The 21,063-nt window shown below is 45.3% G+C and carries 19 protein-coding genes and 1 tRNA gene; 14 read left to right on the top strand and 6 right to left on the bottom strand.

Annotated elements, in window-relative coordinates; genetic code table 11:
* Positions 1-5: 5 nt before the first annotated feature.
* A complete protein-coding gene (locus NWE73_RS13960; protein ID WP_277578956.1) occupies positions 6-731 on the top strand; it encodes a hypothetical protein in 726 nt (241 codons plus the stop codon).
* 44 nt (positions 732-775) lie between these two features.
* Here the strand turns inward: NWE73_RS13960 and NWE73_RS13955 are convergent, their stop codons facing one another.
* Positions 776-1,417: a hypothetical protein gene (locus tag NWE73_RS13955; protein ID WP_277578955.1), complete on the bottom strand. Its 642-nt coding sequence runs from the start codon at positions 1,415-1,417 to the stop codon at positions 776-778.
* Between the two features lie 178 nt (positions 1,418-1,595).
* Here NWE73_RS13955 and NWE73_RS13950 point away from each other — a divergent pair, with 178 nt between their 5' ends.
* The gene (locus tag NWE73_RS13950) at positions 1,596-2,693 is read left to right on the top strand and encodes a hypothetical protein (protein WP_277578954.1); all 1,098 of its coding nucleotides are present in this window, start codon (positions 1,596-1,598) and stop codon (positions 2,691-2,693) included.
* A gap of 5 nt (positions 2,694-2,698) precedes the next feature.
* On the opposite strand, the gene NWE73_RS13945 is transcribed toward NWE73_RS13950, so the two are convergent.
* The 4 genes from NWE73_RS13945 to NWE73_RS13930 all read right to left on the bottom strand — a co-directional run bounded on the left by NWE73_RS13945 (position 2,699) and on the right by NWE73_RS13930 (position 6,259).
* A complete protein-coding gene (locus NWE73_RS13945) occupies positions 2,699-3,601 on the bottom strand; it encodes a substrate-binding periplasmic protein (RefSeq protein ID WP_277578953.1) in 903 nt (300 codons plus the stop codon).
* A gap of 9 nt (positions 3,602-3,610) precedes the next feature.
* A complete protein-coding gene (locus tag NWE73_RS13940; RefSeq protein WP_277578952.1) occupies positions 3,611-4,963 on the bottom strand; it encodes an alpha/beta family hydrolase in 1,353 nt (450 codons plus the stop codon).
* Positions 4,964-5,191: 228 nt separating this feature from the next.
* Positions 5,192-5,273 (bottom strand) — tRNA-Leu (locus NWE73_RS13935).
* A gap of 83 nt (positions 5,274-5,356) precedes the next feature.
* The gene (locus NWE73_RS13930; protein WP_277578951.1) at positions 5,357-6,259 is read right to left on the bottom strand and encodes a S1 family peptidase; all 903 of its coding nucleotides are present in this window, start codon (positions 6,257-6,259) and stop codon (positions 5,357-5,359) included.
* A 387-nt stretch (positions 6,260-6,646) separates the two neighbouring features.
* On the opposite strand from NWE73_RS13930, the gene NWE73_RS13925 reads away from it, so the two are divergent.
* The 12 genes from NWE73_RS13925 (at position 6,647) to dut (ending at position 20,216) form a co-directional block, all read left to right on the top strand.
* Entirely contained in the window at positions 6,647-7,840 is a 1,194-nt protein-coding gene (locus NWE73_RS13925) for a porin family protein (protein WP_277578950.1), read from the top strand.
* A 122-nt stretch (positions 7,841-7,962) separates the two neighbouring features.
* Positions 7,963-8,592, top strand: coding sequence for a hypothetical protein (locus NWE73_RS13920; RefSeq protein ID WP_277578949.1), 630 nt, complete (start codon positions 7,963-7,965; stop codon positions 8,590-8,592).
* Entirely contained in the window at positions 8,592-9,035 is a 444-nt protein-coding gene (locus tag NWE73_RS13915) for a GNAT family N-acetyltransferase (RefSeq protein ID WP_277578948.1), read from the top strand. Before NWE73_RS13920 ends, NWE73_RS13915 begins: the two co-directional genes overlap by 1 nt.
* A 334-nt stretch (positions 9,036-9,369) precedes the next feature.
* Positions 9,370-9,873, top strand: coding sequence for a ribosome maturation factor RimP (locus tag NWE73_RS13910; RefSeq protein ID WP_277578947.1), 504 nt, complete (start codon positions 9,370-9,372; stop codon positions 9,871-9,873).
* 44 nt (positions 9,874-9,917) lie between these two features.
* On the top strand, positions 9,918-11,321 hold the full coding sequence (gene nusA / locus NWE73_RS13905; RefSeq protein ID WP_277578946.1) for a transcription termination factor NusA: 1,404 nt from the start codon (positions 9,918-9,920) through the stop codon (positions 11,319-11,321).
* A 142-nt stretch (positions 11,322-11,463) separates the two neighbouring features.
* Entirely contained in the window at positions 11,464-14,421 is a 2,958-nt protein-coding gene (gene infB, locus NWE73_RS13900) for a translation initiation factor IF-2 (protein ID WP_277578945.1), read from the top strand.
* A 2-nt stretch (positions 14,422-14,423) separates the two neighbouring features.
* Positions 14,424-14,828, top strand: coding sequence for a 30S ribosome-binding factor RbfA (gene rbfA, locus NWE73_RS13895; protein ID WP_277578944.1), 405 nt, complete (start codon positions 14,424-14,426; stop codon positions 14,826-14,828).
* Entirely contained in the window at positions 14,818-15,765 is a 948-nt protein-coding gene (gene truB, locus NWE73_RS13890) for a tRNA pseudouridine(55) synthase TruB (protein ID WP_277578943.1), read from the top strand. The genes rbfA and truB overlap by 11 nt, the downstream gene beginning before the upstream one ends.
* Positions 15,766-15,961: 196 nt before the next feature.
* On the top strand, positions 15,962-16,231 hold the full coding sequence (rpsO, locus tag NWE73_RS13885) for a 30S ribosomal protein S15 (RefSeq protein ID WP_277578942.1): 270 nt from the start codon (positions 15,962-15,964) through the stop codon (positions 16,229-16,231).
* Positions 16,232-16,393: 162 nt separating this feature from the next.
* Entirely contained in the window at positions 16,394-18,487 is a 2,094-nt protein-coding gene (gene pnp / locus NWE73_RS13880) for a polyribonucleotide nucleotidyltransferase (RefSeq protein WP_277578941.1), read from the top strand.
* Between the two features lie 14 nt (positions 18,488-18,501).
* Positions 18,502-19,770 carry a M16 family metallopeptidase gene (locus tag NWE73_RS13875; RefSeq protein WP_277578940.1) on the top strand — a complete coding sequence of 423 codons (1,269 nt, stop codon included), beginning with the start codon at positions 18,502-18,504 and terminating at the stop codon, positions 19,768-19,770.
* Positions 19,767-20,216 (top strand): dUTP diphosphatase, encoded by a 450-nt coding sequence (gene dut / locus NWE73_RS13870; RefSeq protein WP_277578939.1) that lies wholly within the window; start codon positions 19,767-19,769, stop codon positions 20,214-20,216. The genes NWE73_RS13875 and dut overlap by 4 nt, the downstream gene beginning before the upstream one ends.
* Before the next feature lie 144 nt (positions 20,217-20,360).
* On the opposite strand, the gene NWE73_RS13865 is transcribed toward dut, so the two are convergent.
* On the bottom strand, positions 20,361-20,858 hold the full coding sequence (locus tag NWE73_RS13865) for a hypothetical protein (protein WP_277578938.1): 498 nt from the start codon (positions 20,856-20,858) through the stop codon (positions 20,361-20,363).
* Positions 20,859-21,063: the final 205 nt, after the last annotated feature.

Here is a 21,063-nt window from a genome sequence, read left to right as displayed (position 1 = left end):
GGAAGATGAAGAGCTATATCAATTTATTGTTGGTGAGTGGTTTACTTGCAAGTTTTGGCTTGAATGCGCATGCAGCCGAGTCAAGTATGACGGAACTTTATTGTTCTATTCGTGATTCGGGGATTAACCTTAACTGTCAGTGGGTCACCAAAGATGGTAAGAAGGCGATGCAGCCTGATGAACTTGCGGTTTTCATTGATCAAGCGGGTATTTCTGCATACGTCACGGTGAAAAGCAAAGCTGGTTATGAAAGAGCCTTTTTGATAGATGCCAATGCTGAACAATTTAAAAAGCTCAACGAAGTGAAACGCTCTGCTGCTTTGTCAGAAGTCAGTCGTTATAAGAATGATTTGTTCGTGGAAATTGAAAAAAAGCTGATCAAACTTTCAGATGAATTGGATTCACAGGCGGCTTCCGCAACTCTGGTGAAATACGATTCTTCAATTGCGTTGGATAAGTATCGCCGTGAATCTCACACGATCTCATCAGAACTTGATGGATACAGAAAAAATCGCGAGAAAGTTTGTTCTTCGACTCCGGCATTCGAGCAGATTTCCCGAGCGAACTCTGGTTTGCAGAAATCTCTATCAGGAATTTTGTATGCCTTCCAAACTCCAGGTTCTTGTATGGACGAGTTCAAAGTTTTCAAAGATAAGGACGGAACTGTGGACCTAAGACAGCTTGATGGTGTGCCTGAAAAGTTCCTGGAAAAATGTAAAAAGACTAAATAAGAAATCGGAAAAGAAAGCTTTGTTCTAAGGACAAAGCTTTCTTTTTACCAGCCCATTCCGACTGAAATACTCAGACCACCCAAGTCGAACTCATCTTGGCCTGCCAATGCGGCCTGCTGTTGTCGATAGGCGGCTTCCAGTGTGCCCATGAAATGGCGGCTGTTAGCTCCAGAAAAAATCATCTCAAGACCGATTGAAGCAATGTATCCGAAGGCAATGGCCTGTTGTTGTGCTTTGAGTTGAGAGAATGAACCAGAGATCGGTTTGAGGCCCAAAGAGTTTAGACCGAGCACACCACCAGCACCAATGAAGAGATTAACACCCACATCGCGGCGTGCGATCGGGTAGACCTGCAAACCCAGTTCTCCCTGCGTGAAATAGTAGGAGTAGTCGGCGTTGACCTGCGAACTTCCATCCAGAAATTTTTGTTTTCCAGAGGAAGCGCCAAAGCGGCCTTTGGCGTAAGTGCGGAAGTAGGTGCCCCCGGCATCGCGAGAGAACTCAATTCCGAAGCCAGGTGAGCCTTGAGCAAGAGATTTGTAAGACTCACCGGAGTAGATTTCCTGAAAGAGATTGAGCTTCGTTGAGCTGAATTCAATAGGGCTGGAGGCGTAAGACTTAGGTCCAACAAAAGTACTTAATGCAAATGTAAGTAAACATACTTTGATTGAACAAATATCTCGCATCGGGGCCGTCCTATGGTCGCTGATGTAAAGATTCATTAAGAGATTAACTTTGGTAAAATAAAATAAATCTCATGATACTTCTATAATATCGCTTATTTTTGATTCATTTCATAACATTAAGTAAAGAATCCTTAACATTTTACCGATCTATCAAATTGGGACTGAGGAGTTTCAATATATGAGAGCTTTGTGGAATGTTTTGGTTTTTGGTTTAGCCATAGGTCTGGTTTCTTGCAAGCCCAATAGCAGCGATGTCGAAACTCCGCGCTATCTTTTTGTTTCATCAGGGACTTGCTATGTAGGCAACGGTCTGACGGCAGAGACTCCGTCAAGAACAGTTTCAAAAGTAAAATTAGATACAGGTGTCGTTGATTCTGTCGTTCTTGATTACAACAGTGTGAATGCGGCAGATCGTCCTCAAGCACTTGTTGATTATGACTCCGAAAATATTTTGGTGCTTGTAGAGAACAGCAGCACAAATCTTCGTCGTATTGATCTCGTCAAAAAGGCCGGTGGAAACTCTTTCTCCACTTATTACAGCGATTCAGCTTCATTAACGAATACCGCAGCCCATGTTGTTCGCAGCATGATGTCCACGCCGGATGGTGGACTTTTGATTTCAAAATCGGTGGCGGCAGAGAAAATATCTTCTTCCAAAGGGCGTGTCACAGTCGGAGCCAATCCGTTCATAAATAGTCCCACGGGGGGAGCCAACTGTGGGACCACCAATAATACTTTGATAACTTCTGCAGTCGCTTTGCCAAACGGGAAATATATAATTGCCCATGCGGCAGCGACACCCAATAATCGCGTGCTATTTATAAATAATACTACCGGCTATAACTCCAGCGCTGATTGTACGGCGCCTCCGGCGGCGCCTGCGACAACGACTTTTCCGACAGCTATGGTCTATATTCCCACTGCTGCGGGAGCCACAACTGGTTATCTTTTGGTTGCCTGGTCCAGCAGTACAGCCAATCAAGATTATATCTATGCATACAACGTCAATGAAAGTACGGGAGCGATCACGGGGGCTACAAAGGCCTATGAAAATACCTCCGTGCTAAGAGGTATTTCTGCAATGACCTATGACTCCTCCACGGGCAGTGTTTACGTTGCAAATGGCTCAACGGCTTTGGCAAATGCTATTGAAAAATTTAGTTTCGATTCAACGTCGAAAACTTTGACCCGCTCGATGACGACGCCATTTTCTGGAACCACTTTTAATACCAAGTGCATAACCAGCATGCTTGTCGCGGAAGAAAGCTCTCAATAGAAATATTAGTTTCTGCTTCGTTGCTCCCGCGGAATCAGTTGCTGACGAACAAAGGGATGCCAACGCTCTTTATTCTGAAGCGGTAGGTCGTCGGGGAGCATGGGGTTTCTTAGATAGATGACCTTTCTCTGGTCTAAGTGAGCTTCTTTTAACAGGGGGCCAATTTTCTTATTGAAGAGAGCGTCAAAGCTTCCGTCCTTGATAGTCAATTCAAAGCCTTCTTCAAGTCTTCTGATTAAAGTCGAATTGCTCTTCGATACGAAATAGTAGTAGGGGGCAAGGTAGGCCAGCACCCAGCTATTGATAACTTTCAGATGATTTTTTGCGGCGACCGGATAGATTTCAACAATTCCCAAAGGCAAAAGATCGATGCGGGACTCGCGAAGTTGGCGGATGCCTTTATCAAGATTTGGAAAGCTCATGACATTGAGCCCGCTGCTTTCCTGGATAAAGTGGTCGGGCCAATCGAAGGCTTGGCCAATTTTATATCTTCTTAAATTCTGCAGGCTTGCGATCTTTTCCAATTCTTTGTTGGAGTCATTTTTGATCAGGGCTGCGCGAACACCCAGAAGGCCTTTGTACATGCAATAACGGATGGGGTGCGCAAGTTCCTCTCTTTCATGGCTTGTCATAGTGCTAAAAACGTCCAAAGTATTTTTATCCAACTCGAGAATAGCGCGATTTTGTGAGGCCCCCACAAAGGTTCTTTGCAAGCGATAGGCGCCGTACTTCGATTTTGTTTTATCAAGAAGCAGAGTTATAAGTTCCTCTTCGTAAGTTAACTCAGGAGCATTTTGTGCTGCTGAATAATTGATGCGGATAACTGTCGGAGCTGAGGCCGTTTGGCGCTTTGCCTGAGCTAAGCTGACGAACAGAACTATAAACCCGATAAGTTCAGCTCGTTTCATTGAACATCCTTATCTGCCTAAATCCAATTTCCGCGAAGAATGACTGATGTGCGATTTTTTTGACTGCTTAGCTTTATGCGGAAGTTGCTCTTCCAGCCAATCCATTGCCAGTTCCGCGACTTCTTCCAGCGCGCCCGGCTCCTCGAAGACATGAGTGGCGTTAGCGACTAAAACTAATTTGCAAGATCCCAGTTTTTTCTTGGCGAGTTCATTTAGTTTAATAACTTCAAAGTCATTGCCGCCAACAATAAGCAAAGTGGGAGCTTCGACTTGTTCCAAATAGTCCATAGCCAAATCGGGGCGTCCACCTCGGCTGACAACAGTGTAAATGGGGTGACGTGTTTTCGCCGCCGCGATCAGGGCTGCACCGGCACCGGTGCTCGCTCCAAAGTAGGCTATTGGCAAAGGTGTTTTTTTAAAGTGGTCCACGGCCCAATCCGTCGCCTTCATCAAGCGCTGAGCCAGGAGTTCAATGTCAAAAACATAACGGCGCTCACTGGCTTCCTCATCGGTCAGTAAATCAAACAAAAGCGTTGAAAAGTGTCTTTTATTGAGTTCCCGGGCCACATACTGATTGCGAGGACTGTGGCGACTGCTGCCAGATCCGTGGGCGAAGATAACCAAGGCTTTTGCATTTTCGACGGGGGTTAAAATACCGGAAAGCGTGATCATGCCATCTTTAATGGTGATTTCGTCACTCAACCCATGGGATTTCAAAAAGTGAATCTCTTTGAGCTGCTGTATGACTTCCTGGTCAGAAACCTGGTTGAAGAATTCATACCACATCCCAACTGCGATAAGATCGTCAGTGGTTTCCAGGCAGACGACATCATCAGCCATTGCTTGAAGTTCGTAAACAGTGTCTCTGGCGGCGACGGGGGCGGCGACAATAATCTTCGCTGGTTTTTTAGTGCGCAAAAACTGAATCGCCGCAAACAAGGTTGCTCCGGTGGCGATACCATCATCGACCAGAATGATTACGCGTTTTTCAATTAATTCAGGTTTTTTATTGCCGCGCAATTTTTGTATTTGCTCGCGCACTTCGGCGATTTTTTGTTGAGCGGTCTTTTCTATTTCATGACGGTTGAAGTGATAGGTTTGAATGACTGCGTGATTTAAGAGGGGTTTGCTATCTTCGCTCACGGCGCCGATGGCGAATTCGGGATTTAAAGGGGCCCCGATTTTTTTGACCATGATCAGATCCAAGGGGGCCTTGAGTATTTTGGCGACTTCGTAGCCGATAGGAACTCCGCCTCGGGGAATCGCCAGGATAAGAGGATTTTGGTTTTTGAAACGCAACAGGCTCTCGCCAAGGCGACGACCGGCATCCTCTCTATTCTTAAAGACAGCAAAGGGTCTCATAAAAACCTCTTACTAAGAATATTAGCCCTCTTTAAAGAAACGGGGAGTTGCATCTTGGCAGTAGACCAAAGTCTTCAGCTTCAGAGTGCCATTAGTGATTATCCAGCATTCAGATAGAGCGGGATGCGACACCGGCGCCGCAAGTAATGAAGTTTCGCTTAATTATGAAGAATGAACCCCAGAAACGAAAAAAGGCCATCCGAAGATGACCTTTTGAAATAAAAAACTTGGTGCGGGTGGAGGGACTTGAACCCCCATGCTTTCGCGGAAGATTTTGAATCTTCTGTGTCTACCATTTCACCACACCCGCAGTGAGGGTTCTTTTTAACGGATATTGAGGCCAAACCTCAAGATCTTTTTTTAAATGCGGCGCATTTTTTTGAAATTTGCTTACTAGTTAAGCGCTCTCATGGATTTTTCAATCCAATCTAGTTGAGCTCTCACATCCACGAACAGACCAATCCCGTGGCAAACGCGCATATCAGCACGTCGTTCTGAATTGACGTCGGCCACCATGGAGGTCACGCCAATCAAAGTCAGGCCGTTTGCGTCTTTCGCATACAGGGGGCCGCCAGAGTCACCGCTGCATACCCCATTATACGGCTGCTCGACGACGATTGTTTTGTCGACGGTGAACTCCTGTTTTACGTACTTCATATAGAAACTTTTTTTGAGGCGAGAAGGCGAAGCTGTCGTAAAGCGCAATGTGCCTGTCGAGTCTCCATTATCTTCGTCTGTTCTACCATACCCACTCATGACAATTTCCGTGGCCTTGGTGGCGTCATAAGAAGCTGATGGAAGCGGGCGCACTTTATAGCCAGCAGGTACAGAGCCGCTGAACTTAAGAACTGCCAAATCATTTGTCGCATTCTCAGGTCTTTCCCAGCCATATCTATAAGAAGGATGGATTTCCTGCGCTATCACCGGACGAGCCGTTCTTTTTATCGCTCTGCTCACACAGGTCACATTATTAGAGAACGCAATGATAGTTTTTTCTGAAGAGTCCCGGGAGGTACAGTGGGCCGCTGTTAAAACTTTATCGTCATCAATTAAAGTGCCCGTGCAGATTGCGGCGTCTTCGCCTTTGAGGTGAATAACCATGACGGTGCTTTCAGAAAGAGGAGTGTTACTGGCTAGAGTATTCCCGCCAATGATTCCGTAGGAGCTACCCGAAACTTCGCAGTTTTGTGCTTCCACATTGTCATTGGCGTTCGAAGAGCCGCCGCCACTACAGGCAGTTAGAAAGGATAAAGAAAGGGCAAGTGTGCCAGTGATTCCGATTAAAGAAGCCTTCATTAATTCTCCCGTAGAGCACTCGCTCCGGCACTCTATATATAGTCATCATCCTTGAATTTTGGATGGATCAATACGTTGGAAGCAGAGGTTTTATCAGAGGCCAGCGAGGGCCGGGGCAAAATGACTCCACTTTGCAAGAATTTCAGAAAGCGTCTCGTGGCTTGTCACTTCTTTATGCTGGGACGCGAAGGAAGCGCTTTCAGGGGTGGGCTTAGAATTGTCAGATATCAACGACTTAGACGCTGTGGACGAAAATCGGCCCTGTTGGCATCGGCCTTGCTTTAGCGAGTCCTGACTAAAAAAGGTTTAAGTTAACCACTACCACTATATTTGCTCGCGATGAAGATCGTGGGCGTGTGATGAAAGTCACATAATTAAGGAGACTTTATGAAAAAGTATTTTTATATCCTCGCGGTATTGAGCATGGCGCCGGTTATGGCTGCAGCTCAAACCCTCGAAAGCGATGTGGATGCTGAACTTGATCAATTGTATGCCAATCAAAAAGCATCCAATGCTCAAGCGACTGCACCGGCTCAAGCTCAACAAGCTCAGCCATTGAATCTTAATGGAAGCCAACCGATTTATATTCTAAATCAGGCTCCATCAAGTGCTTCAGCGCAAGTACAACAATCACAAGTTCAAAAACAACCTACTACTGTGATTGAAGCCTCTCCATTGACAGAGTCCCGCGCGGAACAAATCCGTCGTTCTCGTCAAGATGCTGAAGTTCAAACTGAACAAAGAATCGTAGAAAAGCTCGAACAGTCTCGTATGGAAGACGAAAAGAAGAGAGCGAGCGTTTTGTTTGGTGATAAATTTAATGCTTTAAATAATCAACAACAAGAAGTTCAGGCACAACCTGTTCAACAAGTTCAGCAGGTGCAACAAGTACAAGCTCCAGTGCAAGTACAACAAGTTGCAGAGCCTAAAGAAAACACGCGCGATATTATTCGCGAAGAGTTGGCTTCAGCGATGAAGTCCGAAGAAGTGGCGGCCGCGGCTCCGATCGAATCTAAGTATGTTGCCGCGATGGCCGGTATTGCTGACTTGCCAGATGTTCGCAATGTTAAAGGGAACTACTCTTTGGGTGTGGCGTTCGGTAATAAATATGACAACTTCGTTCTTGAAGGCGCGTTTATTTATTCAAACTACACTGTGGATCAAAGCGGTGGTCTTTATGGTTTGAATGTGAACTCTGCAAACAATCCATTTAATGTGGATGTGAATCAGTACACAGGACAACTTGCTGGTAAAGTTCAATTGTTCTCTGGTGTGATCAGACCGGTTCTTGGAGCTTTGGCTTCTTACTCATACAGATCATTCAGAATGACGAATGCGAACTATTCAGCTTACAACAGCTCTGAAGCGAAATCGCATGCAATTGATTTCGGTGCCTTGGCAGGTGTGGATCTTGAGTTCAATCCTAAATATTCTTTGGGTCTGGACTTTAGATATATGTGGAATATGTCCAGCCGTATCGATGCGAACACAAACTCATGGGTGAATTCGCCTGCATACGGTACTCCGATCGAAAAACTCCAATACTACGTCATGTCTGTAGTTGGACGCGTTAACTTCTAATTTGTTTCATAAAGTCTTAGTGGTAGGCAATACCCGCTAGAAATAGCGGGTATTGTGCGTTGTCAATCAGCCGCAGGCCAGTGATGCTGGACTTCGCCAGTTCTTTCGGTGAAGATCAATTCATGCATCTTCTTTTATCTCTTCTTTTTTCAGTCCATGTTCAGGCAGCCCCGGTCGTGACCGAGACTGTGGGGCAAGTTGCCGATTACGTGGCCACCAGTCGGGAGCTGCAAATCTCCACCGTTATTGAACGGGTGGTTTTCCCTGGCAAAATTTCTTCCCTGGAGATTTCTCCAGAGCAACCCGAATTTCGAAATGCTTTAACCGCTCTTCTTTTGGAAATTGTTGTCGCGATGGAGGCGGAGTCTTTCAGTGTTGCGAGTGTGAGCGAAAAGGATATCGAGGCAGGAATTGCTAAAGTCCAAAGAGCCGTCGCGGGAAAAGCTTATTGGAATCAGCTGGAGGTTTCCGAAGCCGAGTTGAAGAAGTTTACGACCCGTAAGTTCGTTGCCAAAAATTTTCTGAAGTTTAAAACAAACTCCATGGCAGGAATTGTGACAGATCAAGAGGCGGAAGCTTATTATGAGAAGAACCGTCTGAAATTTGGCAATATGCCCTTTGCCTCGTTCAAAGAAAATATCAAAACCTTCTTAGCCCAACAGCAACTTGAAGAGCGTCTGCGCAATTGGTTTGAAGTCATTAAGCGTAAATATAAGGTTCGTAACTTTATGGCGGATCGTCAGGGCACCTAATGCAACTAATGATTGAGTCTCTTTACACTCCCCATAAGGCCGCAATGCGATCTTTGATCGACGCCATCGTCGCCGATCAGGGATTGCATGCAGGATTTTACTGGCCCATGGACCTGTTGGGGGCTGAGATGGCGACAGCTGAGGCCGTGGGGATCTTTGTCGAGGAGGAGCTTGCCGGCTTTGTGCTTTACCGGGAAGTCCCAGGTGCTTGGGAGATTTCCCTGGTGGCAACTCACCCCAAATTTCGTCGCCGAGGGCTGATGGAAGCCCTTATAAAGCATCTAATAGCCGCAAAGGGTCAAGGGGTCGAGTTGTGGCTGGAAGTGCACCAGGATAACCACTCAGCGCAAAAACTCTATGAAAAACTCGGGTTTACGATGACGGGGCGGCGTCCGCGGTATTATAAAGATGGGGCCACGGCGCTCCTGTACTCATGTCCCTAGAAACTGAGATAACTCCTTGCGCTTGCTCGATTTTTTTGCTAGTTTGAGATCGAACGAATGGGCCCTCTAGGCCCATTTTTTTTTGCCACAGGATTTTTCCTGAACACGGGCAGTGTCAGCCAGATACGCGATCAGAGCTTTTTGATATGCGTTTGAGCCGGCACAATGCTGAGAAAACATGGATTCAATTCCAAGGTTTTTTATCACAGCACGAGTCACTTCATTAGCAAGCTGAATCACCCGTAAATCGGGGCCCTATTTTGGGGCAGTTTTTGGGCAATGTTGGCTTAATGAAGTGAAGGATTTTTTAAAGATGTCAGAAGTCCCATCTTGGATGGAAAAAGTAGAACAATTTGCCAATGAAGCAGCAACTCAAGAGGGTTGTTTCGTATACGATATCGAATTCATTGGTGGCGGCAAGGGTAGAACACTTCGTTTATTCATCGATAAAGAAGAAGAAGGCGCAATTAGCATTGAAGATTGTTCGAATGTGGCAAAAGCATTCAACGTTTTCTTGGATGCCAATGAGGATCTTATTCCTGGAGCCTCTTACACTTTGGAAGTTTCTAGTCCCGGTCTTGAGCGCCATTTGGTAAAGCCTTGGCACTTTAAAAAAGCTGTTGGAAAAAAAGTTTATCTAAAAACCTCCAAGGCTCTTGAGAGCTGCGGTGTGGAGGATAAGAAGTTGAAAGCTGCGAAAACGGTTGAAAACGTGATTTCAGCGGCGGACGACGAAGGTGTGCAATTCGTGATTGGCGATGTGAATTTTAAAATTCCTTACGCGATCATCGAAAAAGCTAAAGTTTTGTTTGAGATTAATAAAGGTCAGAAAAAGTAACTGAATACACTTCGACATTGTCGGAGTACGTTAGAGAGGGAACCATGGCTGAAAATATGTTTTCAGATCTTTCCAGAGTGATTGAGCAAGTTGGTAAAGACAAAGGTATCGACAAACAAGTCGTTATCGATGCTATCACTCAAGGAATGCTTGTAGCAGCTCGTAAAAAATACGGTACTTACCGTGAAATCGAAGCGGCATACAATGACGACACTGGCGAAGTTGAACTTTTCGAGTTCAAAGAAGTAGTCCCTCGTGAAAAATACATCGATGAGGAAGTTGAAATTCCTTATGATGAAGCTGTTAAATTGGATCCAAACGTTCAATTGGACGATTCAATCGGTATCAAAATGGCTGCTGAAGATTTGGGACGTATCGCTGCGCAAACAGCGAAACAAATCATCATGCAAAAAGTAAGAGATGCTGAACGCAATATCATCTTCAATGAGTTCGAAGAACGTAAAGGTGAAATCGCATCTGGTATTGCTCGTCGCGTGGAAAAAGGCGCTATCGTGGTCGACTTGGGTCGCACGGAAGCTTACATTCCACCTCGCGAACAAATCCCTGGTGAGCAATACAAGCCGGGCGATCGCATTCAAGGTTACTTGTCTGAAGTTCGTCAAACAACTCGTGGACCTCAAATCATCATGTCTCGCGCTGATGAACGTTATTTGATGAAACTTTTCGAAATGGAAGTTCCGGAAATTTACGACGGTGTTGTTGAGATCATGGCTGCGGCTCGTGAACCAGGACAACGCGCTAAAATCGCGGTTCGTTCTAACGACAATTCTGTAGATCCAGTAGGTGCCTGCGTTGGTATGAAAGGTTCTCGTGTACAAAATATCGTACAGGAACTTCGCGGCGAGAAGATCGATATCGTTCCTTGGGACGAAGACATCACTCGTTTCGCATGTAATGCCTTGGCTCCGGCTGAAATTTCCCGCGTATTCCTTGATGACGGAAACCGTGAAATGGAAATCGTTGTTCCAGATTCTCAATTGAGCTTGGCAATCGGTAAACGTGGTCAAAACGTCCGCTTGGCAGCTAAATTGACGACTTGGAAGTTGGATATTATTTCTGACTCTTCAGCGGCGTCTCGTACTGCGGAATCAATCTTCAATTTGATGTTGATCCCTGGCATGAGCGACACAATGGCGCAAAACATCTTCCAATCTGGTTTCGGATCATTCCAGTCTGTGGCTTCGGCTTCAGTCCAGGATATCATGACAATCCCAGGTTACGATGATCCTGAAAAGGCAGAGAAACTTTTGAGCGAAGCGAAAGCTTTGGTTAAAAAGTATGAATCTGAAGGCGTGGCGGTGCCAACGGCATCTGTGCCGTCAGCATCTACGAAGCAATCAGCGGGTAATTCTGCTAAAGAACAAGCAGATGCACTCTTGAAACAAGAGTTGAAGAAATTAAACTCTCAAGAAGCTGAAGAAGAATAGTATTTTTGTTTTTGCTACTCCGGTATTTGCCGGAGTGTAAGAGGCTACTCTGGTGTATATCAGAGTTTAAGAGCTACTTCGGCGGGAGCCGGAGTCTAAGAGGCTACTCCGGCAAAAAGCCGGAGTGTAAGTAGGAGACTGAGTGAGTAATCCAAAAGTTTTTGAATTTGCAAAAGAAGTCGGGATGACCCCGCTAGCCCTCATGGATAAAATCCGCGAGTGGAATTTGCCTGTGAAGAGTCACATGGCGGAGTTGGAACCAAGCGTTCTTGAGCAAATTAAAATCAAACTTAGCGGTGGAGGATCATCCTCTGAAGAAGCTAAGCCTAAAAAAGCGGCGACTAGAAAAGCTCCAGCAAAGAAAGCCGCTCCAGTAGCTGCGGCTCCTGAAGCTGAATCTGCATCGGCGAAAGCCCCTGTGATTCGTCGTAAAAAAGAGGAGCCAGCTCCTGTCGAAACGAAAGTGAAAGTAATCTCCAAGCCAGAAGTGGCAGAGCCTGCTCCAGCCGCCGTTGAAGAGACAGCTGCTCCAAAAACAACTCGTGTTGTAACTAAAAAAGTTGCAGCTCCTGCTCCGGAACCGGAAGTAGTAGCGGCGCCGGTAGTTGAAGAAGTTAAAAAAGCTCCAACGGTTAAAGTTGAAGCGCCTGTAGTTGAAGCGAAAGTGGAAGCTCCAGTCAAAAAAGTAGAAGCAACACCAGCTCCAGCGGCCCCTGCACCAGCAGCCCCTGTTGAACAACATGTGGCTCCTCAAGCTCGTAAGAAAGAGGTCGTGGTGGGTACAAGTGGAGTTGCAAGCTCTTCGACACCAGCAACAACAGTAAAAAGAAATATCATTGGACGTATGGATCTTTCCCGCGTTCAAACGCAAGCCCCACAGCGCCAGCAAGGTGATCGCCCTCAAGGTGGTTACGTTCCTCGCCCTCAAGGTGAACGTCCACCTCCAGGTGCTCCAGGTGGCGGTTACACGCCTCGTCCTGGTGGTTACCAAGCCGGCGGTTTCAACCGTCCAGCAGGTGGCGCTCCTCAGCGTAACATTCGCCCTGGTTTCGTAGCGCAAGCTGCTCCAGCCGAATTGCCTCCAACTGAAGGTGCGGGTCATTTCCAAAATAGAGATTTCGACAAGCGTAAGAGATTCGGTGCCCCAGCAGCTCCAGCTGCAGGTTTTGGCGCAGGTCCAAGTGCTCGTGAAAAAGAAAAAGAAGAAGAGATCAAAGTCTTCAATCCGGTTGAGTTCCGTAAACGTGAAATGGTATTCCAGCCTAAAAAGAAAAAAGGCGTACTTGATCGCGATGCTATGAGAACGCAAATCACCACAGCGGCAGCTCACAAACGTGTTGTTAAAGTTAACAACACGATGAAGTTGACTGATTTGGCTATGGAAATGGGCTTGAAAGCTCCGCAACTTGTCAAAGTTTTGATGACGAACGGTGTGATGGCCAACATGAATACGGATCTTGATTTTGATACGATCGCTTTGATCGTTCCAGAGTTCGGTTGGGAAGCTCAAAACGTTTTCAAAACTGCGGATAACGTCGCTTCTGAAAACGCTTTCGGTGACTTGGATGCTGAAAAAGTAACTCGTCCACCAGTTGTGACAATCATGGGTCACGTCGACCATGGTAAAACATCATTGCTGGATACTATCCGTAATGCAGACGTTGCTAAAGGCGAAGCCGGCGGCATCACTCAGCATATCGGTGCATACTCTGTTAAATTGGAAGATGGATCTTTGATCACATTCCTGGATACTCCGGGCCATGAAGCCTTCACGGCAATGCGTACTCGTGGTGCGAATGCAACAGATATCGCGGTGATCGTGGTAGCGGCAGATGACGGTATGATGCCTCAGACTCAAGAGTCTATTAATCATGCTAAAGCTGCAGGCGTTCCAATCATCGTTGCGGTAAATAAAATGGATAAGCCTGGTGCGAATCCAGATCGTATTAAGCAGCAATTAACTGAATTACAAATTGTTCCCGAAGAATGGGGTGGAAACACGATCTTCGTGGAAGTATCTGCTTTGAAAAAAACAGGTATCAAAGAGCTTCTTGAACAAATCAAACTTGTTGCAGAAGTTGCGGAACTTAAAGCCAATCCTAAGCGTTCGGGCACAGGTCTTGTGATCGAAGCGAAAATGGAAAAAGGTAAAGGGCCTGTTGCAACACTTCTAGTTAAAGACGGAACTGTTGAAGTTGGTCAGTACATTGTTGCCGGAACTATGAAGGGCCGCGTTCGTTCTTTGACGAATGATAAAGGCGAAAGAGTTCAATCTGTCGGTCCTGGTTTGCCAGCCGAAGTTTTGGGTCTTGATGCAGTTCCAGCAGCGGGCGATAAATTCGACGTTGTTAAAGATGAAAAGACAGCTGAAGAGATGTCATCTCTAAGAAAAGAACAAGCTTTGAAGGCGGCTTCAACTCCGACTGCAAAAATGTCTTTGGATGAGATCTTCTCTAAAGTTAAAACTGGTGACGTTAAAGAATTGGCGATCATCTTGAAAGCAGACGTTCATGGATCTCTTGAGGCCATCAACGGTATGATTTCTAAACTTTCTACTTCTGAAGTGAAGGCTCGCGTTATTCACTCGGCAGTAGGTGGTATCAATGAAGGTGACGTCTCTTTGGCGAACACTTCTAAAGGTATCGTTATTGGTTTCAACGTACGTCCAGACTTGGGTGCACAGGCCAAAGCGAAACAATTGGGCGTTGATATCAGAACTTACTCAATCGTTTACGAATTGGTTGATCAAATGAAAGCCGCTATGTCCGGTCTTCTTTCTCCAGATGTGGTTGAAGAAGTTATGGGTCGTGCGGAAGTTCGTAACACCTTCAACGTACCGAAAATCGGCTTGATCGCTGGTTGCTTCGTACTTGATGGTAAAGTTCAACGTAACAACTCAATCCGTTTGCTTCGTGAGAACAAAATTGTTTACGAAGGAAAAATCTCGTCTCTTAAACGTTTCAAAGACGACGCTAAAGAAGTGGCTTCAGGCTACGAGTGCGGTATCGGAATTGAAAACTATAACGACGTTAAAGTTGGCGATATGATGGAAGCTTTCGTTAAGAAAGAAATTGCTCGCGAACTAGGTGATAAGGCTTAAGTATGAAGAATATGGGTGATGGGCGCCGTGTCGCTCGCGTAGAACGAGAAATTCAAGCTACCATCGCTCAGTTTTTGATCCGTGGTTTCAAATCTCCGTTGCCAGGTCTTGTGACCGTGGCTTCGGTGAAAATGCCTGCGGATCTTCGTGCTGCTAAAGTTTATGTCAGTGTCCTGGGCTCTGCAGAGCAAGAAGCCGAAGCTCTTGAACTTCTTCAGGAGCGCGCTTTTGAAATTCAAAATTTCATCGGCAAAGAATTGAAAATGCGTTATTGCCCAAAACTTTCCTTCTACCCAGATCATCAGACAACTGAGGTCTTGAAGGTGGAGCGCATTCTTCACGAGCTAGAGCTCGAACGCCAAGCTAACAATCCAAAAACAGAAGAATCAGAATCTGATGATGAGTAGAAATACTCCGACGGAGTCGGAGTGCAAGCTGTTTAACGGTCTGCTGTTGGTTGATAAGCCATCAGGGATTTCCAGTCATGACGTGGTCGCACGTCTTCGTCGTATTTTAGGTACAAGATCCGTGGGTCATTCGGGGACTTTAGATCCCATGGCCTCCGGTTTGATGGCCTGTTTGATTAACGAAGGCACAAAACTGAGCCAATATATTCTTGAAGGTGACAAAGGCTACCGGGTTCGTATGCAGTTCGGTGTTCGCACTGATACATTGGATACAACTGGTGAAGTTTTGGAAACCAAACCCGTTGGTAAACTTGAAAAAGAAATGCTTCTGCATGAGGCCTTTAAGCTTTCCGGTGAAATGGAAGTCGAAGTGCCGATTTACTCTGCGATTAAAATTCAGGGTAAAAAGCTTTACGAATATGCCCGTGAAGAAAAGGAAGTGGTGATCCCTAAAAAGGTCATGAACTTCTGGGATATTGAGTTCCTGGGAATGGGGGAGGATTGGGCTGAGTTCAATCTTCGCTGCTCTAAGGGAAGCTATATTCGCACTTGGGTGGATCTTTTGGGGCAGGCCATGGGGCCTGGGGCGGCAATGAGTGCGCTTCGTCGTACTTATTCAGCTCCTTACGTTTTGGAACAAGCGCAAACTTTGGAATTGATTGAAGACTGTGTGAAAAAAGGCACTTTTGGGCCTGCTTTCGTCAGCATGGAAGTCTCTTTGCCTCAAATCAAACGAATTCGAGTTAAGGGGCAGGATCAGGTGCTTTTGGGGAATGGGCAGATTAGTCATGACCTCAGAGCTCAGCTTATCTCACTCTTTAAGCCTGATGAGGACCAATATATCCAAATTCTTGCTCAAGATTCGGGCAAGCTTTTGGCTCTTATAGGGTTAGAATCAGGGCGCGGTTTTGTCCTAAAAAGAGTCTTTAAATATTAGGTGATTTTGAGGACTTGACCGTTCTTGAAGGAACATATAGAACCTTAACTTCCTGCTAGGTCGACAGCCATGACGACCCCGGTGGGTAAAGCTTCTGAAGCATTTTGCGGAGGGGCTTCTTAAAGTCATCAGCTTACCTGATGACTAAAATAATAAATTTTCAGCAGTAATCTGCTGATCTACTAGGAGGACTTTAATGGCAGTCACTAAAGAACAAACACAGCAAATCATCAAAAAATTCCAAACTAGCGACCTAGATACTGGTTCTGCAGAAGTGCAAATCGCTCTTTTGACAGCTAGAATCAACGATTTGACTGGTCACTTTTCTAAGCACAAAAAAGATTTCCACGGTCGTCGTGGTCTTGTAACTTTGGTTAACCAAAGAAGAAAACTTTTGGATTACCTTCACCGTAAAGACGCTACGTCTTACCAAGCTGTTCTTAAAGCTTTGGATATCCGTAAGTAATCTGAAATTAGAAGGGGCGAAAAGCCCCTTCTTACTTTTTGACCTACGCAAAAATTGAATATTAAATAAAGTCACAAATAAGAATAACGGGTTCATCAAAAGAAAAAGATGAATCCACACAGCGGGAGCATGAGCTCTCGAATAATATTTCAAGGAGAAATTATGAAAACGACTGTAACTACTTCGGTAGGTGGAAAACAGATCACCATCGAAACAGGCCGTTTGGCAAAACAAGCGGATGGTTCCGCACTAGTCACTTGTGGTAACAACATGGTTCTTGTTACAGCAGTGTCTTCTAAAAAAGCTTCTGAGCTTGATTTCTTCCCTTTGACAGTTGAATACATCGAAAAATTCTACGCTACAGGTAAAATTCCTGGTGGCTATTTCAAACGTGAAGCAAAACCAACTAATGATGCGGTTTTGATCGCTCGTTTGATCGACCGTCCAATTCGTCCTTCTTTCCCTGAAGGCTACCGTCATGAAACACAAATCGTGGCGACAGTGCTTTCTGCAGACGGCGCATTCCCTCTAGAAATTCTTGCAAGCTTGGGAGCTTCAGCAGCTCTTCACGTTTCTGATATTCCATTCAACGGTCCAACTGCTGCGATCCAAATCGGTCGCGTAGATGGTCAATTCGTTGCAAATCCAACTCCGCAACAAATGGAAAAATCTGATATGGATATGATCGTTGCGGGAACTCGCAATGGTCTATTGATGGTTGAAGGTGAAACGAAATTCATCTCTGAAGCAGACGTTTTGGCTGCTTTGAAATTCGGTCATCAATCAATGATGCCTTTGTTGAATGCGCAAGATGAATTGCGTGAGAAAATGGGCTCTACTGCGAAACGTGCTTTCACAGCTCCAACGATCGATGCAGACTTCAAAACTAAAGCGGAAGCTATTTTGAAACCTAAAATCGCTGCAGCTTTGGCGATCAAAGAAAAACAAGATCGTTATGCTGCTGGTTATGCGGCTCAAGCTGAAGCAGAGAAAATGCTTCTTGCTGATATCGCAGATAAAGATTTGTTGAAACAACGTAAAAAAGACATCAACACTATCGTGGAAGAACTTAAATACCACGAAGCTCGTTCAATGATCTTGGACAGAGCGGTTCGTATCGACGGTCGTGACGTAAAAACTGTACGTCCTATCGCGAATGAAGTTGGTTTGTTGCCACGTGCTCACGGATCTGGTCTTTTCACTCGTGGTGAGACTCAAGTTCTAGGCACAGTAACTTTGGGTACTGGTGATGATGAGCAAATGGTTGATTCATTGCTTGGCATGCAAAAACGTAAGTTCATGCTTCACTACAACTTCCCTCCATACTCTGTAGGTGAAGTGGGTCGTATGAGCGGAACAGGTCGTCGCGAAATCGGTCACGGAAACTTGGCTGAACGTGCGTTGAAGGCTGTTCTTCCAGATTACGAAAAGTTCCCATACACAATCCGTATCGTAGCTGAAGTTTTGGAATCAAATGGATCTTCTTCAATGGGTACTGTTTGCTCTGGTACGACAGCGTTGTTAGATGCTGGTGTGCCTTTGAAAGCTAACGTTGCCGGTGTGGCAATGGGCCTTATCAAAGAAGGAAACCGCGTTGCTGTTTTGACTGACATCTTGGGTGATGAAGATCACTTGGGTGACATGGACTTCAAAGTAGCGGGATCTAATCAAGGTATCACGGCTCTTCAAATGGATATCAAAATTGACTCTGTCTCATTCGACGTTATGGAACAAGCTTTGGCGCAAGCTAAAGAAGGTCGTTCTCATATCTTGAATGAAATGGAAAAAGTGATCAAAACTCCACGTGGACAAATCTCTGAGTATGCTCCACGTATCGAGACGATCAAAATCAGACCAGACAAGATCCGCGAAGTTATCGGTTCTGGCGGTAAAGTTATCCGTGGAATCACTGAAGCAACTGGCGTGAAAATCGAAATCCAAGACGATGGAACGATCAACATTGCTTCTGCAGATCCATTGGCAACAAAAAAGGCTATTGCAATGATCAACGACATCGTTGCTGAAGCTGAAGTAGGCAAAATCTACCAAGGTCGCGTTGTAAAAATCGCGGAATTCGGTGCCTTTGTTGAAATCTTGCCGAACACTCAAGGTTTGTTGCACATCTCTGAAATCTCAAATGAAAGAGTGCGCGCAGTTACTGACGTACTTAAAGAGGGTGAGATTATTGACGTGAAAGTTCTTGAAGTAGACCGTTCTGGTCGCGTGAAACTTTCTCGCAAGGCTGTTCTTAACTAAGCCAAAGAGATTTAATGAATACTAAGTTCAAAAAATCTGAGCTACCAAACGGGATCCGGGTGATGAGTGAATTTCATCCAGGGTCCCGTGCCGTTTCTATCGGTGTCTGGGTATTGACGGGAACTCGTGATGAGGTCCCTGAGATTGCCGGTATGTCGCATCTTCTTGAGCATCTTGTGTTCAAGGGAACTGACTCCAGATCTGCCTATCAAATCGCGAAATCATTGGAAGCCCTTGGTGGTGACCTCAATGCCTATACCACGCGTGAATACACTTGTTACCATGCTCTGGTTTTGAAGGATCATTGGCAGAAGGCGCTCGATGTCCTTTCGGACTTAGTGTCTCATATGCATTTGACGCAAAAAGAGTTTGGCCTTGAAAAAGGTGTGATCTTGCAAGAGATCGCGATGTCCGAGGATAATCATGAAGACGTGATCTATGATATTTTCTATGATCAAGTTTATGGAAACCATCCCTTGGGCAGGCCCATTCTTGGGACTCCAAAGTCGATCGCTTTGATGAATCAAAAACAGGTGATGACTTATTATAAAAAGAACTACACGGGCAAGAACATCATCATCAGTGCAGCAGGCTGCCTTGATCATGAGGAGTTCATGGCTGGAGTTCAAAAGCATCTCGGTAAGAAACCCAAGTACGCACAAAAAAACACCCGTAAAAAGCCACGCTGGATGAAACGACGCCATGTCGTGGAAAAACAGGCTGAGCAAGTGCATATGTTGATGGGCTTACCGACGGCAAGTTTCAAAGATCAATATCGCTTTGAAGCGGTCATTTTAAACACCCTTTTGGGTGGTGGGATGACGTCGAAGCTTTATCAAAGTGTTCGCGAAAAGAAGGGACTCGTTTATTCGATCTTCTCTAGCTTGAACACCAATATCGACTCCGGAATGTTGAACATCTATGCGGGCACTGAAGCTAAAAATGTTCGCAAAGTCGGTGATTTGATTTCTAAAGAGTTCGCAAAAATTCGCAAAAGCGGCGTGACGAAAAACGACGTTGAGATGTTTAAGACTCAGGTGACGGGTAGTATCCTGCTGGGATCTGACGATATTGAAAATCGTATGACCTCATTGGCCGTCAATGAAATGGTCTTTGGAGAGTATCGCTCTGTTGAATCAGTGATTGAAGAAATCAATGAAGTCACAGTGGACTCTGTGAACTATTACTTGCGCAATGAAATTGACCTCGGTCAGGCTTCCGGTGTTTTGCTTGGGCCTGGCGTGAATGACCTTAAAGAGTGGTGGGGAGACCTAGAACTATGAATAAACTCACAGTAAAAATTAAAAAACTTGATAACTTCCACGGTGAACTTCCTGCATATCAATCTGCAGGTGCTAGTGGTGTTGACGTGCGCGCACAACTTTCAGGTCCAGTGACTTTGAAACCTGGCGAGCGTGCGATGATTCCTACAGGCTTGAGCTTCGAGATTCCACTGGGTTTCGAAATCCAAGCACGTCCGCGCAGTGGTTGGGCCGCAAAAAGTGGACTGACTGTTTTGAATACGCCGGGCACCATCGATGCCGACTATCGTGGTGAAGTGAAAATCATCGTGATCAATCTTGGCAATGAACCTGTGACCATTAGCGATCAAGAGCGTTGCGCTCAGCTTGTCGTGGCTCCGGTTTATCAAGCAACTTTTGAATTGGTGAACGAGCTTTCCGACACTGAACGTGGTGCTGGTGGTTTCGGATCTACTGGTAGAGCTTAAGGGCTCATTAAAAAAAAATAGATTATTTTAAGGGCTTCGGAAGAGGCCCTTTTTTTTTGAGCTCTCATCTGAGCTCAAAAAAAAAGAGCCAACCCGGAGAGGTCGACTCTTTTATAAATTTAAAATTCATCCGCACTTTTAACTTTACTTGATTAGAGTGTTCTTGAATTTACAGCTTGAAGAGCTTGTAAGGTGATAAAATCCAATCAGAGATTCTTTGCGTGATTGCTCAAGTTCTGCAGAATACAGGCCGCTTGCTTTATCGCGAGACAAAGTCATTTTGACCTTAGAAGAAGCGAAGTTGCTAGTTCCCCAGCCCGATCCGCCACTGACATAAGTTACTAAAAGACTGCCATTTTTAACCTGGAAAGAAGTGTTGAAGCCGCCAATACTTCTGTCTTTGCCGTCCATCACTCCGAAAGCATCCATAGTTGAAAAATAACCACCTTCTGCTCTCATGTGAATCTCATTAGCAGAATTAGTCTCAAAACTGATAGTGCGAGGGCAATCTCCCTGAGACTGATTATAAATAACTTCAAGCTCGGCCTGCGGGGTGTAAGAATGGTCCCACAGCTGATCTGCAAATGACAAACTTGGCATTACTAAACCGAAAGCAATTATGAGGCGACTAAAACGTACCATAAAATCTCCTTAAAGAATGTTTATGGGATTTTATTCAGCAAAGAGCATACCTAACAAATATCTGAGGAGAACGATTAGAAGCTGCTTAGGCAGCAGGGCATCCGTCTAATGAGAATTCATAGTGCAAAATAGGGTAACTACGGTCATCTTGAGTAAACAAACAACTCTGACTTGTAACCAGTGTTTTTTGGTTATTCCTGATCGG

The sequence above is a fragment of the Bdellovibrio svalbardensis genome (assembly GCF_029531655.1).
In the GTDB taxonomy this organism is placed as follows: Bacteria; Bdellovibrionota; Bdellovibrionia; order Bdellovibrionales; family Bdellovibrionaceae; genus Bdellovibrio; species Bdellovibrio svalbardensis.
This window is presented reverse-complemented; position numbering and strand designations above follow the sequence as displayed.